The 14,583-nt window shown below is 63.3% G+C and carries 14 protein-coding genes; 4 read left to right on the top strand and 10 right to left on the bottom strand.

Features of this window, described 5'->3' with window-relative positions; genetic code table 11:
• Positions 1–50: 50 nt before the first annotated feature.
• Entirely contained in the window at positions 51–767 is a 717-nt protein-coding gene (locus N5C91_RS28410) for a TetR/AcrR family transcriptional regulator (RefSeq protein WP_279833626.1), read from the bottom strand.
• Between the two features lie 251 nt (positions 768–1,018).
• Here N5C91_RS28410 and lexA point away from each other — a divergent pair, with 251 nt between their 5' ends.
• Positions 1,019–1,633 (top strand): transcriptional repressor LexA, encoded by a 615-nt coding sequence (gene lexA, locus N5C91_RS28405; RefSeq protein WP_026079098.1) that lies wholly within the window; start codon positions 1,019–1,021, stop codon positions 1,631–1,633.
• A 13-nt stretch (positions 1,634–1,646) separates the two neighbouring features.
• A complete protein-coding gene (gene sulA, locus N5C91_RS28400; protein ID WP_236170900.1) occupies positions 1,647–2,120 on the top strand; it encodes an SOS-induced cell division inhibitor SulA in 474 nt (157 codons plus the stop codon).
• Positions 2,121–2,164: 44 nt separating this feature from the next.
• Here the strand turns inward: sulA and N5C91_RS28395 are convergent, their stop codons facing one another.
• The 6 genes from N5C91_RS28395 to fadB form a co-directional block, all read right to left on the bottom strand.
• Entirely contained in the window at positions 2,165–2,404 is a 240-nt protein-coding gene (locus N5C91_RS28395; RefSeq protein WP_236198600.1) for a hypothetical protein, read from the bottom strand.
• A gap of 112 nt (positions 2,405–2,516) precedes the next feature.
• Positions 2,517–3,038, bottom strand: coding sequence for a DUF6586 family protein (locus N5C91_RS28390; RefSeq protein ID WP_236170902.1), 522 nt, complete (start codon positions 3,036–3,038; stop codon positions 2,517–2,519).
• 67 nt (positions 3,039–3,105) lie between these two features.
• Positions 3,106–5,712, bottom strand: a complete 2,607-nt coding sequence (gene topA, locus N5C91_RS28385) for a type I DNA topoisomerase (protein ID WP_236170903.1) — start codon at positions 5,710–5,712, stop codon at positions 3,106–3,108.
• A gap of 92 nt (positions 5,713–5,804) precedes the next feature.
• Complete coding sequence (locus tag N5C91_RS28380) at positions 5,805–6,068, bottom strand: DUF1653 domain-containing protein (protein ID WP_236170904.1); 264 nt, start codon at positions 6,066–6,068, stop codon at positions 5,805–5,807.
• Positions 6,069–6,191: 123 nt separating this feature from the next.
• On the bottom strand, positions 6,192–7,367 hold the full coding sequence (gene fadA / locus N5C91_RS28375) for an acetyl-CoA C-acyltransferase FadA (RefSeq protein ID WP_236170905.1): 1,176 nt from the start codon (positions 7,365–7,367) through the stop codon (positions 6,192–6,194).
• Positions 7,368–7,397: 30 nt separating this feature from the next.
• Positions 7,398–9,545: a fatty acid oxidation complex subunit alpha FadB gene (gene fadB, locus N5C91_RS28370; RefSeq protein WP_226045336.1), complete on the bottom strand. Its 2,148-nt coding sequence runs from the start codon at positions 9,543–9,545 to the stop codon at positions 7,398–7,400.
• A gap of 475 nt (positions 9,546–10,020) precedes the next feature.
• On the opposite strand from fadB, the gene N5C91_RS28365 reads away from it, so the two are divergent.
• Positions 10,021–10,827: a hypothetical protein gene (locus N5C91_RS28365; protein WP_236170906.1), complete on the top strand. Its 807-nt coding sequence runs from the start codon at positions 10,021–10,023 to the stop codon at positions 10,825–10,827.
• Between the two features lie 5 nt (positions 10,828–10,832).
• On the opposite strand, the gene N5C91_RS28360 is transcribed toward N5C91_RS28365, so the two are convergent.
• On the bottom strand, positions 10,833–11,267 hold the full coding sequence (locus tag N5C91_RS28360) for a hypothetical protein (protein ID WP_236198599.1): 435 nt from the start codon (positions 11,265–11,267) through the stop codon (positions 10,833–10,835).
• 81 nt (positions 11,268–11,348) lie between these two features.
• On the opposite strand from N5C91_RS28360, the gene N5C91_RS28355 reads away from it, so the two are divergent.
• The gene (locus N5C91_RS28355; RefSeq protein WP_024766849.1) at positions 11,349–11,789 is read left to right on the top strand and encodes a universal stress protein; all 441 of its coding nucleotides are present in this window, start codon (positions 11,349–11,351) and stop codon (positions 11,787–11,789) included.
• 44 nt (positions 11,790–11,833) lie between these two features.
• Here the strand turns inward: N5C91_RS28355 and N5C91_RS28350 are convergent, their stop codons facing one another.
• Together N5C91_RS28350 and N5C91_RS28345 are read right to left on the bottom strand one after the other, a co-directional pair.
• Positions 11,834–12,520 (bottom strand): hypothetical protein, encoded by a 687-nt coding sequence (locus N5C91_RS28350; RefSeq protein WP_236170908.1) that lies wholly within the window; start codon positions 12,518–12,520, stop codon positions 11,834–11,836.
• Positions 12,521–12,584: 64 nt separating this feature from the next.
• Entirely contained in the window at positions 12,585–14,495 is a 1,911-nt protein-coding gene (locus tag N5C91_RS28345; RefSeq protein WP_236170909.1) for an ATP-binding cassette domain-containing protein, read from the bottom strand.
• Between the last annotated feature and the right edge of the window lie 88 nt (positions 14,496–14,583).

Here is a 14,583-nt window from a genome sequence, read left to right as displayed (position 1 = left end):
TACTGTAGCCGATCAGGCCGATGCAGCCCAGCGCAAGGCCGGGCCCAGGTTCAAACCTTGGCGGGTGCGGGCGCGCTGCTGGATTTGCTGCGCGGCTTGAGCTGCGCGCCAGCCAGCGAAGGATCACTGACGCCACTGTCGGCACGCATCCCGGCGGCCAGGAACGGCACCATCAGACGCATCACCTGCTCGATGGAAGTATTCACGCCGAAATCGTTCTCGGCCATGGCGCGCAGGGCCTTGATACCGGACATGCTGAACACTGCGGTACCCAGCATGAAATGCACGCGCCAGAACAACTCCAGCGGCGGCAGGCGCGGGGCCGACTCATTCACCAACAGCATGAAACGGCGGAAAACCTTGCCATAGACTTCTTCAAGGTATTTGCGCAGGTGCCCCTGGCTCTGGCTGAACGCCAACCCCAGCAGGCGCATGAAGATCGACAGGTCATTGCCGCTGCGAGGCTTGACGGCCATGGCCTGGACGACGAGCAGTTCCAGCAGTTCTTCCAGGGTGGCACGCGGCGCATCGGGCTTGGCCTGGCGGCGATCCAGCTCCTTTTCGAGGCTGGCGCAGAACGGCCCGAGGAAGCGCGAGAAAACCGCCTGAATCAGCGCCTTCTTCGAGCCGAAGTGATAATTCACCGCCGCGAGGTTCACACCCGCCTTGCTGGTGATCAGACGCAGGGAGGTTTCGGCGAAGCCTTTCTCCGCGAACAGCTGTTCCGCAGCATCCAGGATGCGTTCGACGGTTTCCGACTGGGCCATGGCTACTCCGCCTGACAAACACTTGTTTGAAACATACGTTTCAGCGTCTTGTATTGTCAAGCAAAGTGCGATGGATTGTTACCAATATCATGGCAATGCGACGAGACACCTTATTAGCAGCAAGACGCTTGCCAACGCCCAAAGGTTACATGCACGAACGTACCACTGACAGCCGCATGCGATAAAAGCATTGCCAGCCCGCCATCACTGTATATAATTCCAGTCACTGTATAAAAAGCCAGAGTATGGACATGCTGAAGCTCACGCCGCGCCAAGCCGAGATCCTCGCCTTCATCAAACGCTGCCTGGAAGCCAACGGCTACCCGCCCACCCGTGCGGAAATCGCCCAGGAACTCGGCTTCAAGTCGCCCAACGCCGCCGAGGAGCACCTGAAGGCCCTCGCCCGCAAAGGCGCCATCGAAATGACCCCGGGCGCCTCCCGCGGCATCCGCATTCCCGGCTTCGAACCCAAGGCTGCTGCCAATGACGATGAACTGCCGATCATCGGCCGCGTCGCCGCTGGCGCCCCGATCCTGGCCGAGCAGAACGTCGACGACACCTGCCGGATCAATCCCACCTTCTTCAACCCGCCAGCCGACTACCTGCTGCGCGTACGCGGCCAGAGCATGAAGGATGTCGGCATCATGGACGGCGACCTGCTCGCCGTGCACGTCACCCGCGAGGCGCGCAATGGCCAGATCGTGGTCGCCCGCCTGGGTGAAGAGGTAACGGTGAAGCGCTTCAAGCGTGAAGGCAGCAAGGTCTGGCTACTCGCCGAAAACCCGGAGTTCGCCCCCATCGAGGTCGACCTCAAGGAACAGGAACTGGTCATCGAAGGCTTGAGCGTCGGCGTGATCCGTCGCTGAACAGGAGACATCCATGCAGTACCCGCAGCCGCAGAACCTGCCGCAACTCCCGCTCTTCCAGGAAGCACTCTGGGCAAGCGGTACTGCTCCCCTGCTCCCGGAGCTGATGGAAGACGAGCCCACCGCCGACGAGAGCGCCTTCAGTGAAATCGCCCTGCGTGGCCTCCCCGGTCAATGCCTGACGCTGCTGGCGCCGATGCTCCGCGAGCTCAGTGAAGAGAGCGACTCGCGCTGGCTGACATTGATCGCCCCACCGTCGAGCCTGACTCCGGATTGGCTGCGCAAGGCAGGCCTGAACCGCCAGGGCATCCTGCTGCTGCCAGCCCGCGATCAGGCCGCCGCCCAGGCGCTGGCCTGCGAGGCGCTGCGCCTGGGCAATAGCCACACCGTGGTGAGCTGGCTGAATCTCAGCGCCAAAGCGCGCACGCAACTATCCCGCGCCGCCGTCGCCGGCCAGGCGCAGAGCCTGAATATTCGTCTGGGATGATCTGATCGGGAAGCTTCGCCGCGAGCGCGGCGAAGCGGCAGAACTCAGTGCAGTACGCGCGGACCTTCGTCGTCCACGCCCATGTCTCCGCCCTCGGCGAGACGGCCAGCCATCTGCACACCGACATTGAACATCGCCTTGGCGATCTCGATATGCTGACCCTGCAGGAAGCCCTTGGCATCGGCGGAGAACTCCAGGGTCACCAGCGCCTCCTCCTCGTCCGCGCGACGCAGCACGATACGCCCGTCAGGCAGCTCGACAATTTCCAGAAATGAGGTTGGCATAGCGACGTTCTCCACAGCAGAACGCGTAGTGTAACAGCCACATCCGCCGCACCCTAGCCAAAGCTTTCACGGACCGACCGGAAGGCCGGCTCCGCGTGAGTCAGGGTGAGGGTCAGAGTTCGGTGAGCGATGCGCGGAAGCGCAGCACCAGTTCCTTCAGGGATTTGCGCCAGGTTTCCAGCTCGTCGTTGCCCAGCTCGATCGGCGCTTCGTCGTCGACATTCACCGCCTGGATCAGCGGCTGGGTCGGATCGACCTTGGCTTTCTTCGGTTCGCTCGGCGGCTGGAACAGCGCGGCATAGGCAGCCAGCAGGCGACCCAGCCAGGCTTCTGGCGACTGCGCCAGCTCGACCATTTCCGCCAGCTCAGGGCTTGGAGCGGCGGCCAGAACCTCGGCGTTCAGCAGCATCTCGACGCGCGGCGCACCGGCCTGAGGTAGGCGGTAGTAACCGGCGATCTCATGGGCCACACCCAGCACGGCACCATAGAGATGGAACAGCGCCGCTTCGCGCTCGGCCTGGATGCGCGCCTGGGCATTCATCGCACGCGCCGTTTCGGCGCTGCGCCAGGCTTCCAGGGCAAGACCGGCGAAGAACAGCTTCTGGTTGGTGCGGGTATAGAGTTCGTTCGCCATGACCGGGCCCTCTGCAGTCGACTTCGGCAGTATAAGCACGCCCCGCCTCGGCGGGGCGCGCCTTCCATCAGCGCTTGTCTTCGACCTTCCACTTGCCGCCGTCGAAGAAAGCACGCCAGCCGGTGGGCTTGCCGTCGACCTCGGACTGCACGTACTGCTCCTTGGTCTTGCGGCTGAAGCGGATCACCGCCGGGCGGCCATCCGGATCTTTTGCCGGCGCGGCGAGCAGGAAGTGGTACTTCGGATCCAGCTCTTCCTTGTGCGGGATCAGCTCGGCCACCAGCGGAGCGCGGGTCTCGCGGTTCTTCGGGAACTGGCTTGCAGCCAGGAACAGGCCGGAAGCGCCGTCACGCAGTACGTAGATGTCGTCCACCTTCTCGCACTTGAGTTCCGGCATGCGGATGGCGTCCATCTTCGGCGGTGCAGGCTCGCCATTCTTCAACAGCTTGCGGGTATTCTTGCAGGTCGGGTTGGTGCAACCGAAGAACTTGCCGAAACGGCCGGTCTTGAGCTGCATCTCGCTGCCGCACTTGTCGCATTCCAGGCTCGGGCCTTCGTAACCCTTGATGCGGTACTGGCCTTCTTCGATCTCGTAGCCGGCGCAATCCGGGTTGTTGCCACAGATGTGCAGCTTGCGCTTCTCGTCGACCAGGTAAGCATCCATCGCGGTGCTGCAGATCGGGCAGCGATGCTTGCCACGCAGCACGCGGGACTCGGACTCGCCCTCGTCATCCGCGGCGATCTCGTCACCCGGAATCAGGTTGACGGTCGCCTTGCAGCGTTCTTTCGGCGGCAGGCTGTAGCCGGAGCAGCCGAGGAATACGCCGGTGGAAGCAGTACGGATCATCATCGGCCGGCCGCACTCGCGGCAGGGGATGTCAGTCAGGGTCGGCTGGTTGGCGCGCATGCCGTCGTTGGCAGCCTCGGCCAGGTCGAGCTTCTTGCGGAAGTCGCCGTAGAACTCGTCCAGCACGTTTTTCCAGTCGCGTTCGCCCTGGGCCACGTCATCGAGGTTCTCTTCCATGCCGGCGGTGAAGCCGTAGTCCATCAGGTTGGAGAAGCTCTCGTTGAGGCGGTCGGTGACGATGTCGCCCATCTTTTCCGCGTAGAAGCGGCGGTTGTGGGTGGTGACGTAGCCGCGCTCCTGGATGGTGGAGATGATCGCCGCATAGGTGGACGGACGGCCGATGCCGCGCTTTTCCAGCTCCTTGACCAGGCTGGCTTCGGAGAAGCGTGCCGGCGGCTTGGTGAAATGCTGGCTCGGGTCGAGCTTGAGCAGCTTCATCGCGTCGCCCTGGTTCATGACCGGCAGGACGTCGTCCTCGCCCGGCTTGCTCTGCTGCGGCAGCACCTTGGTGTAGCCGTCGAACTTGAGGATGCGGCCCTTGGCGCGCAGCTCGAAGTCACCGGCAGCGGCGCTGACGGTGGTGGACAGGTACTCGGCCGGCGGCATCTGGCAGGCCACGAACTGGCGCCAGATCAGGTCGTAAAGGCGCTCGGCGTCGCGCTCCATGCCCGACAGCTGGGTCGGACGCAGGTTGACGTCGGAAGGACGAATCGCTTCGTGCGCTTCCTGGGCGCCTTCCTTGCTGGAGTAGAAGTTCGGCTTGGCCGGCAGGTATTTCTTGCCGAACTCGCTGTCGATGAAACCGCGCACCATATCGATGGCGTCGGCCGACAGGTTGGTCGAGTCGGTACGCATATAGGTGATGTAGCCGGCTTCGTAGAGACGCTGGGCCATCATCATGGTCTTCTTCACACCGAAGCCCAGGCGATTGCTCGCGGCCTGCTGCAGGGTGGAAGTGATGAAAGGCGCCGAGGGCTTGCTCGAGGTCGGCTTGTCTTCGCGCTTGGCGATGCTGTAGCTGGAAGCCTTGAGCTTCTCCAGGGCGGCCATGGCCTGCGCTTCATTGAGCGGCTTGAAGGCTTCGCCCTTCTCGCGCACCACCTCGAAGCGGACCTTGTCGTTCTTCGGCGTGCCGAGGTCGGCATGCACTTCCCAGTATTCTTCCGGCACGAAGGCGCGGATCTCGCGCTCACGCTCGACCACCAGCTTCACCGCCACCGACTGCACGCGGCCAGCGGACAGGCCGCGAGCGATCTTGGCCCACAGCAGCGGGGAGACCATGTAGCCCACCACGCGGTCGAGGAAGCGGCGCGCCTGCTGGGCATTCACGCGGTTGATATCCAGCTCGCCGGGCTGGGAGAAGGCCTCCTGAATGGCCTTCTTGGTGATTTCGTTGAAGACCACGCGTTTGTAGCGCGAGTCATCGCCACCGATGGCCTCGCGCAGGTGCCAGGCAATGGCCTCCCCTTCGCGGTCCAAGTCGGTTGCGAGATAGATGGTGTCGGCGTCCTTGGCCAGGCGGCGCAGTTCCTCGATCACCTTTTCCTTGCCGGGAAGGATCTCGTACTTGGCCTTCCAGCCGTGCTCCGGGTCGACGCCCATGCGGGTGACGAGCTGGCGCTTGGCCTTCTCTTTTGGCGACAGGGCCGGCGCTTCGGCAGCCGTCTTGCGTCCTTTGGCCGCAGGCTCCTTCGACGCGGACGAGCCGCTGGTGGGCAGGTCGCGGATGTGGCCGATGCTCGACTTCACCACGTACTGGTTGCCCAGGTACTTGTTGATGGTCTTGGCCTTGGCCGGTGATTCCACGATGACCAGCGATTTACCCATGGATCGGAAGATTCCTGCGTCGAAAAGATGAATTTACAAGGAGGGAGGCGCTTGGAGCGGCACCGCTATATATAGTGGCGGTCGCGCCAAGGTCAAGCTTGGGTTTCGCCGGACGGGCCAGTCTGGAGACCCAGCGGATCGTCTTCGGCATTCACCAGGGCGAATCGCGGAACCTTCTCGCCATTCACTTCCACCGCCTCGGTGAACATGCTCAACGGGCGCACCCAGAGGCCGAACTCGCCATACAGCGCCTGGTAGATCACCAGCTCTTCTTCGGTCTCCGAATGCCGGGCAACGCCGAGCACACGGTATTGCTGTCCCTTGTAGTGTCGATACAGTCCGGGCTGCAAGTGCATGTCGGTTCTCCCTCGGCCGGCCAAAAGGCGGCGATTGTGCTGATTGCGCGACCGCCGGGCAATCCCCACCCGACAAAAACGAAAGCCGGGGCACAAGGCCCCGGCTCTCCCATCGACGAAAGCTTAGACGCGTTCGAAGACGGTGGTGATGCCCTGACCGAGACCCACACACATGGTGGACACGCCCAGGGTGCCGCTGTTCTGCTTCATCACGTTCAGCAGGGTGCCGGAGATACGCGCACCGGAGCAGCCGAACGGGTGACCCAGGGCGATGGCGCCGCCGTGCAGGTTGACCTTCTCTTCCATCTTGTCGAGCAGCTTGAGGTCCTTCAGCACCGGCAGGGCCTGTGCAGCGAAGGCTTCGTTGAGCTCGAAGAAGTCGATGTCGTTGATGGTCAGGCCGGCGCGCTTGAGCGCCTTGTTGGTCGACGGAACCGGGCCGTAGCCCATGATCGCCGGATCAACGCCCGCCACGGCCATGGCGCGAACCACGGCCATCGGCTGCACGCCGAGGTCCTGGGCGCGCTGGGCGCTCATGACGATCATGCAGGAAGCGCCGTCAGTGATCTGCGAGGAAGTACCCGCGGTCACGGTGCCGCCCTTGGGGTTGAACGCCGGTTTCAGGGCGGCCAGGCTTTCCAGGGTGGTTTCCGGACGGATGGTTTCGTCGAAGTCGAAGATCTTCAGGAAGCCGTTCTCGTCGTAACCTTCCATAGGGATGATTTCGTCTTTGAACTTGCCTTCCTGGGTCGCTTTCCAGGCCAGCTGGTGCGAACGCACACCGAACTTGTCCTGCGCCTCGCGGGTGATGCCGTGCATCTTGCCCAGCATCTCGGCGGTCAGGCCCATCATGCCCGACGCCTTGGCGGCGTACAGGGACATGTGCGGGTTCGGATCGACGCCGTGCATCATGCCGACGTGGCCCATGTGCTCCACGCCGCCGATGACGAAGACGTCACCGTTGCCGGTCTGGATCGCCTGCACGGCGGTGTGCAGGGCGCTCATGGACGAACCGCACAGGCGGCTGACGGTCTGGCCGGCGCTGGTGTGCGGGATCTGGGTCATCAGCGACGCCATGCGCGCGATGTTCCAGCCCTGCTCCAGGGTCTGGTTCACGCAGCCCCAGATCACGTCCTCGACTTCAGCCGGGTCGATCTTCGGGTTACGCTCCAGCAGCTTGCTGATCAGGTGCGCGGACATGTTCTCCGCGCGGGTGTTGCGGTGCATGCCACCCTTCGAACGGCCCATCGGGGTGCGGCCGAAGTCGACAATGACGGCGTCTCTCGGATTCAGGCTCATAAATTCACTCTCGCTCTATTCGTTGCGCACTCAACCGAAGAACTTCTGGCCGTTCTTGGCCATTTCACGCAGCTTCGCGGTCGGGTGGTACAGCGCACCCAGGTCGGCGTACTGGTCGGCCAGTGCGACGAATTCGGCCACACCGATGGAGTCGATGTAACGCAGGGCACCGCCACGGAAGGGAGGGAAGCCGATGCCGTAGATCAGGCCCATATCGGCCTCGGCAGCGGTCTCGACGATGCCGTCTTCCAGGCAGCGCACGGTTTCCAGGCACAGCGGGATCATCATGTAGTTGATGATGTCCTCGTCGCTCAGCTCGCGCTGCTCGGTGACGATGGACTTCAGCAGCTCATAAGCCTGCGGGTCGGTGACTTTCTTCGGCTTGCCGCGCTTGTCGGTCTCGTAGGCGTAGAAGCCCTTGCCGTTCTTCTGGCCCAGGCGGTTGGCGTCATACATCACGTCGACGGCAGTCTTGCCTTCCACGGCCATGCGGTCCGGGAAGCCTTCAGCCATCACGTCACGGCCATGGTGGCCGGTGTCGATGCCGACCACGTCGGACAGGTAGGCCGGACCCATGGGCCAGCCGAACTTCTCCATGATCTTGTCGATACGCACGAAGTCCACACCGAAGCCCAGCAGCTTGGAGAAGCCGCCGAAGTACGGGAACAACACGCGGTTGACCAGGAAGCCGGGGCAGTCATTCACCACGATGGGGTTCTTGCCCATCTTCTTGGCGTAGGCCACGGTGGTGGCGACGGCGACGTCGCTGGACTTCTCGCCACGGATCACTTCGACCAGCGGCATCATGTGCACCGGGTTGAAGAAGTGCATGCCGACGAAGTTTTCCGGACGCTTGAGCGCCTTGGCCAGCAGGTTGATGGAGATGGTGGAGGTGTTCGACGCGAGGATCGCATCTTCCTTCACTACGCCTTCAACTTCAGCCAGAACGATCTGCTTGACCTTCGGATTCTCGACCACGGCTTCGACAACGATGTCGACGTTGCCGAAATCGCCGTAGGACATGGTCGGGCGAATGGCGTTCAGGGCCTCGGCCATTTTCGCCGGGGTCATGCGGCCTTTTTCGACGCGCTTGCCGAGCAGCTTGGAGGCCTCGTTCAGACCCATCTGGATACCCTCTTCGCGGATATCCTTCATCAGGATCGGAGTGCCCTTGGAAGCGGACTGGTAGGCGATGCCGCCACCCATGATGCCGGCGCCGAGTACGGCAGCCAGTTTCACGTCCTTGGCGATCTCGTCGTACTGCTTGGCCTTCTTCTTCAGGTCCTGGTCGTTCAGGAACAGGCCGATCAGGCTCTGCGCGACCGAGGTCTTGGCCAGTTTCACGAAGCCCTGGGCTTCGATTTCCAGCGCCTTGTCACGACCGAAGTTGGCGGCTTTCTGGATCGACTTGATGGCTTCGACCGGAGCCGGGTAGTTCGGGCCGGCCTGGCCAGCAACGAAGCCCTTGGCGGTCTCGAAGGCCATCATCTGCTCGATGGCGTTCAGCTTGAGCTTTTCCAGCTTCGGCTGACGACGGGCCTTGTGGTCCAGCTCGCCGGCGATGGCGCGCTTGACCAGGTCCAGAGCGGCGGCTTGCAGCTGCTCGGGAGCCACGACGGCGTCGACGGCGCCGACTTTCAGCGCGTCTTCAGCCTTGTTTTCCTTGCCCGAGGCAATCCACTCGACTGCGTTGTCGCAACCGATGATGCGCGGCAGGCGAACGGTGCCGCCGAAGCCCGGGTAGATGCCCAGCTTCACTTCCGGCAGGCCGACCTTGGCGGTGGCGCTCATGACACGGAAATCGGCAGCCAGGCACATTTCCAGACCACCGCCCAGGGCGATGCCGTTGATCGCGGCTACGGTCGGAACGTTGAGGTCTTCGAAGTCGCTGAAGATCTTGTTGGCTTCGAGGTTGCCCGCCAGCAGCTCTTCGTCAGGCAGCTTGAAGTTGTCGACGAACTCGGTGATGTCGGCGCCGACGATGAATACGCCTTTGCCGCTGGTCACGATCACGCCCTTGACGGACGCATCGGCCTTGATGGTATCCACTGCTTGACGCAGTTCATTCAGGGTGAGTCGGTTGAACTTGTTGACGGACTCGCCCTTGAGGTCGAAATTCAGCTCGACGATGCCGCTCTCAAGAGCCTTAACCGTGATGGCTTTACCTTGGTAAATCATCAACTGATCTCCACGCTAGGGAAGCTTGAAATCACACGTCGGACACCGTGTATCGGGACGGCCCGGCAGTCGCCGAGGATAGTCCCAAAGCTTGCGGCACACCCGCCGACGCGATAGCCGGGGCGTTCTGATCGAGTCACTGCACGGGGCAAACGCTCGATTCATACGCCCGTTTGATTTGGGTGCGCCCACCTTCTAGGAAAAGCCAGGGCTTGTCAATCGGCGAGACGTAACAGTCGCAAAGCGGCCGGGGCGTCTGGCCCGGAGCATTCAGCGCAGCCCTGACGCGCTATTCACCATGCCTATCGTGACAATTGCTACCTGGCACCGTCGTCCCGACAGCCACTGGTCAAACCCCATGGCCCGCGCTAGAGTCGGGCGCAATGGCGATCTGCCTTCTGCCAACGCCGGCAGGCGCCTGGAACCTGTGCAAAACAAAACAACAAGAAGCCCATGGCTCCAAGGAGTTGGAACGATGTCCAGCCGTCCGCTCGTGCGTCTGCTGTCTGCGCTCGCGCTTACCGCCCTGCCCCTCATCGCTGCCGCCGACGCTGCCAGCGACCTGCTCAATGTCCACCAGACCCGCCTCGCCGCCCAGCGCAGCCTTGGCGACTTCTTCATGTTCAACGCGATGGAAGGCGACCAGAAGTACGCCAAGATGGTCGAGGCCTCGTCGCAGAGCGCCACGGACGCCCTGGGCCAGCTCGGCGACATGCCCGGCAACGAATCGAAGAAGCTCAAGACTGAACTGCAGGATGAATGGAAGGCCTACGCAGCTCAGTTGCGCACCCTCACCGGCGCGCTGGACAAGAGCGGCTATACCGACCTGCAACCGGTGGCCGACCTCGCCGCGCAGAACCGCAAGCTGCTGGATACCGCCGAGCAGCTCTACGCGAAAATCCAGGAGGAAAGCGGCAGCAAGGTCCCGCCGCTGACCCAGCAGACCCGCGAGCAGAGCCTGCTGATGCAGGACATCGCGGTGGACTACGCCTCGCGCAACGCCTCGGTGGGCGCCAGCTTCTTCGGCGGCGGCGAGGAACGCCCGCTGGATGACCTGGCCAACCGCTTCGCCATCAATCTGGTGAAACTGCAACAGGCGCCGCAGACCACGCCGGAGATCGGCCAGGAGCTGCGCGGCGTGGCGATCAAGTGGCGCTATATCGAAAAATCGCTGCAGAACTACAACCAGAACAGCGTGCCCTTCCTGATCAACAAGTACTCCGACCGCATCATCGAAGACCTGGAAAAGGTTTCCGGCCTCTACGCTGCGCAGCAGAGCTGATCCGCTCAGGCATGCTGCTTGATGAAATCGGCGACCCGCTGCAGGTCGCCGGCATCGCCCCGTTCCCCCCAGTACAGTGCCAGGAACTGCGGCGTCGCCTCGACCATGTAGACGTCCCTGGGCAGGCCGGCCAGCGCCTGGGCCAGCTCGGGCGGAGCACTCGCTTCGCGCCAGCGATCCAGCCATACACCCGGCTCGCTCTGCCAGTAGCACCAGGCATCCCGGTTCCTGCCCCGGGCCCGGTGGTACTGCGCGCACTGCCGCGGCGGCTGCCGTTCCAGCCAGTGCGGCCAGTCCTGCTGCGCCATCTGCATGGCCAGCCCCAGGCGCCGCGCCTGCAGGCGCAGGTCCATCTGCCCGCGTTGGCCGCGCGACGGGATCAGCCAGGTCAGCGGGCTGAGCACCAATGCGATGAGAAGAATTACCATCCACGTGGTCATATCGGTTATACCGGTCAAACAGGTCAAGCACGGCCATTGGGGCCATACTGATTGATAACGAGTCCCCCGGAGGAGACGCTCATGCCCTACCAACACATTCTGGTCGCCGTCGACCTTACCGAAGAATGCGATCCGGTGATGAAGCGGGCGGTCGCATTGGCCAAGGCCAACGATGCCCGGCTCTCGGCGGTGCATGTGGTCGAGCCCATGGCCATGGCCTTCGGCGGCGACGTGCCGATGGACCTGTCGATGCTGCAACAGCAGCAGTTCGACCAGGCCAAGGAACGCCTGCACCAGTTCACCCTTACCTACGCCGAAATCACCAGCTCCCAGTGCCACCTGGTTTACGGCCAGCCGCGCCAGGAAATCCACCGCCTCGCCGATGAGCAGGACTGCGACCTGATCGTCGTCGGCAGCCACGGCCGCCACGGCCTCGCCCTGCTGCTGGGCTCCACCGCCAACGACGTGCTGCACGGAGCGCCTTGCGACGTTCTCGCTGTGCGCCTGCAGAAAACCAGCTGAGCCAACTCAAGTGAGACAGCGGGCCCTGCGGGGCCCGCCTGGTTTCAGGCGCCGAGCATGTCCCCGCTCATCAGCAGCGGCCGCACCTTCTGCAGTTGCGCCTCCAGCGAATAGCTCATGCTCGATGCCATGGAGAAGAAACTGAGGAAAGCCTTCAGGTTCGAGTCGCCCTCGCAGGTCTCGTGGATTCGCTGCCAGAACGCCTGATTCACCAGTTGCAACTGCTGGAACTGCTTCACCAGCCCCTTCAGCTCCCAGTCGGCGTGCCGGCCTTCGCGGAAATTGAAGTACTGCCGCATCAGGTAGAGCGACACCGCGCGCAGGATGAACTCCTGGTTACTGGCGAATGGCAGGTGCTGTTGCGCCATCGGCTTGAGCCGGCCCAGCAGCGGACAGGCGCTGGTGGCCATGATCACGCCGAGCAGCGCGCGCAGGCCTTCCTCCAGTCCCGCATGCTTGATGTATTCGCGCTCCGGCGTGCGGACCTGCACCGAGACCTTCTTGAACGCGGGCAGACCGCGGAAATCCTCGATCACCCGGTGCAGATCCACGGCTGCCGGGCAGTGGCTGTACTGCGCCGGGTTCAGCGGACAATTGCTGCAACGGTTGTTCTCCAGGCGCGTCCAGCGTGGCGTCTGGGCGGCGGCGTACGGGTCGTACTGGCGCTCCAGTTCGATGCGATAACTGAACTCGTGCTCATCATCCAGGGTGATGCGGTACTCGATTGCCATGCGGCCATTCCTAGCAGTCTTTGATCAGCGATACGCACACGGGCACCTCGCCTGACCGACCGGATTATTCTTCCAGTTCAGCCCAGCGCTCGATCAACCGGTCCAGCTCTTCCTGCAGGGAAGCCAGGCGCGCCAGAGCGGCCTGGGCCTCGTCCTGCGGGCGCTGGTAGAAGTCCGGCGACGCGGTTTCTTCCTGCAGCGCAGCCAGTTGGCCTTCCAGGGCGTCGATCTGCCCGGGGATGGCTTCCAGCTCGCGCTGCAACTTGTAGCTGAGTTTCTTTTTCGGCGCGGCTTCCGCCGGCGCAGCCACAGCTGCCGGTTGCTCGGGTGCGGGGGCAGCAGCGGGCTTGTCGGCCTTTTCCTCGCCCACGCCAAGCAACTTGGGCGAGCCGCCCTGGCGCAGCCAGTCCTGGTAGCCACCGACGAATTCGCGCACGCGTCCTTCACCTTCGAACACCAGGGTGCTGGTGACCACGTTGTCGAGGAAGGCCCGGTCGTGGCTGACCATCAGCACGGTGCCGTCGAAGGTCAGCAGCACTTCTTCGAGCAGTTCCAGGGTTTCCACGTCCAGGTCGTTGGTCGGTTCGTCCAGCACCAGCAGGTTGGCCGGTTTGCTGAACAACTTCGCCAGCAACAGGCGTGCCCGCTCGCCCCCGGAGAGCGCTTTCACCGGGGTACGGGCGCGTTGCGGGGAGAACAGGAAGTCGCCCAGGTAGCTGAGCACGTGGCGATTCTGCCCATTGATGGTGATGAATTCGCGACCTTCGGAAATGTTGTCGATAACGGTCTTTTCCGGCTCCAACTGGTGACGCAACTGGTCGAAATAAGCCACTTCCAGTCGGGTGCCTTCCTTGACGCTGCCGGATGTCGGCTGCAGGTCGCCCAGCAGCAGCTTGAGCAACGTGGTCTTGCCAGTGCCGTTGGCGCCGAGCAGGCCGATACGGTCACCGCGCTGCAGCACCAGGGAGAAATCACGGATCAGCGCCGGGCCGCCCGGATGGGCGAAGCCGGCCTTCTCGACGACGATCACCTGCTTGCCGGACTTCTCGGCCGTCTCCATCTGGAAGCTGGCCTTGCCCTGGCGCTCGCGGCGCTCGGCGCGCTCGTTGCGCATGGCCTTGAGCGCACGTACACGGCCCTCGTTACGGGTACGGCGGGCCTTGATGCCCTGGCGAATCCACACTTCTTCCTGGGCCAGGCGCTTGTCGAACAGCGCGTTGGCGGCCTCTTCCGCCGCCAGTTCCTGCTCTTTATGGACGAGGAAGCTGGCGTAGTCGCCGTTCCAGTCGATCAGGTGGCCGCGGTCCAGTTCGAGGATGCGGGTGGCCACGGCCTGCAGGAAGGAACGGTCGTGGGTGATGAACAGCACGGCGCCGGGGAAGTCCGCCAGGGCGTTTTCCAGCCAGGCAATGGCGCCGATGTCCAGGTGGTTGGTCGGCTCGTCGAGCAGCAGCAGGTCGGGCTCGGCCACCAGTGCCTGGGCCAGCAGCACGCGGCGACGCCAACCGCCGGAGAGCTCGGCGAGGGTCTTGTCGGCCGGCAGTTGCAGGCGGCTCAGGGTGGTATCCACCAGTTGCCCGAGGCGCCAGCCATCGCGGGCTTCGAGGTCCTGCTGGACGCGTGCCAGCTTGTTCAGGTCCTCTTCGCTTTCGATGTGCATGCTCAGATGGTGATAGCGCGCGAGCAGTTCGCCGACTTCGGCCAGGCCTTCGGCAACCACGTCGTAGACAGTCCGGTCGTCGGCACGTGGCAGTTCCTGCGGCAACTCGCCGATCTTCAGCGCGGGCGCGCGCCAGATGTCGCCGTCGTCGGGCTTCTGCTCGCCCTTGACCAGCTTGAACATGCTCGACTTGCCGGTGCCGTTGCGGCCAATGACGCAAACCCGCTCACCCCGAGCGATCTGCCAGGACACCTTATCCAGCAGCGGAGTGGTGCCAAAGGCGAGGGACACATCGGTGAACTTGAGCAGGGTCATTGGGTATCTCCACAAACAGGGCGCGCAGTTTAAGGGAAAGTGCGCAAAAGTCAGAGGGTCGCACACAATCTCGCAAGGCGAGACTGGC

Origin of the sequence: Pseudomonas sp. GD03903 (genome assembly GCF_029840045.1) — a bacterium.
In the GTDB taxonomy this organism is placed as follows: Bacteria; Pseudomonadota; Gammaproteobacteria; order Pseudomonadales; family Pseudomonadaceae; genus Pseudomonas; species Pseudomonas pseudonitroreducens.
Note: the sequence above shows the minus strand (reverse complement) of the source record. Positions and strands in the feature narration are given on the sequence as shown.

Bases quoted from the DNA above. Each gene is read 5' to 3' on its own strand.
- N5C91_RS28410 (WP_279833626.1), bottom strand. From the start codon at position 767: ATGGCCCAGTCGGAAACCGTCGAACGCATCCTGGATGCTGCGGAACAG.
- lexA (WP_026079098.1), top strand. From the start codon at position 1,019: ATGCTGAAGCTCACGCCGCGCCAAGCCGAGATCCTCGCCTTCATCAAA.
- sulA (WP_236170900.1), top strand. From the start codon at position 1,647: ATGCAGTACCCGCAGCCGCAGAACCTGCCGCAACTCCCGCTCTTCCAG.
- N5C91_RS28395 (WP_236198600.1), bottom strand. From the start codon at position 2,404: ATGCCAACCTCATTTCTGGAAATTGTCGAGCTGCCTGACGGGCGTATC.
- N5C91_RS28390 (WP_236170902.1), bottom strand. From the start codon at position 3,038: ATGGCGAACGAACTCTATACCCGCACCAACCAGAAGCTGTTCTTCGCC.
- topA (WP_236170903.1), bottom strand. From the start codon at position 5,712: ATGGGTAAATCGCTGGTCATCGTGGAATCACCGGCCAAGGCCAAGACC.
- N5C91_RS28380 (WP_236170904.1), bottom strand. From the start codon at position 6,068: ATGCACTTGCAGCCCGGACTGTATCGACACTACAAGGGACAGCAATAC.
- fadA (WP_236170905.1), bottom strand. From the start codon at position 7,367: ATGAGCCTGAATCCGAGAGACGCCGTCATTGTCGACTTCGGCCGCACC.
- fadB (WP_226045336.1), bottom strand. From the start codon at position 9,545: ATGATTTACCAAGGTAAAGCCATCACGGTTAAGGCTCTTGAGAGCGGC.
- N5C91_RS28365 (WP_236170906.1), top strand. From the start codon at position 10,021: ATGTCCAGCCGTCCGCTCGTGCGTCTGCTGTCTGCGCTCGCGCTTACC.
- N5C91_RS28360 (WP_236198599.1), bottom strand. From the start codon at position 11,267: ATGACCACGTGGATGGTAATTCTTCTCATCGCATTGGTGCTCAGCCCG.
- N5C91_RS28355 (WP_024766849.1), top strand. From the start codon at position 11,349: ATGCCCTACCAACACATTCTGGTCGCCGTCGACCTTACCGAAGAATGC.
- N5C91_RS28350 (WP_236170908.1), bottom strand. From the start codon at position 12,520: ATGGCAATCGAGTACCGCATCACCCTGGATGATGAGCACGAGTTCAGT.
- N5C91_RS28345 (WP_236170909.1), bottom strand. From the start codon at position 14,495: ATGACCCTGCTCAAGTTCACCGATGTGTCCCTCGCCTTTGGCACCACT.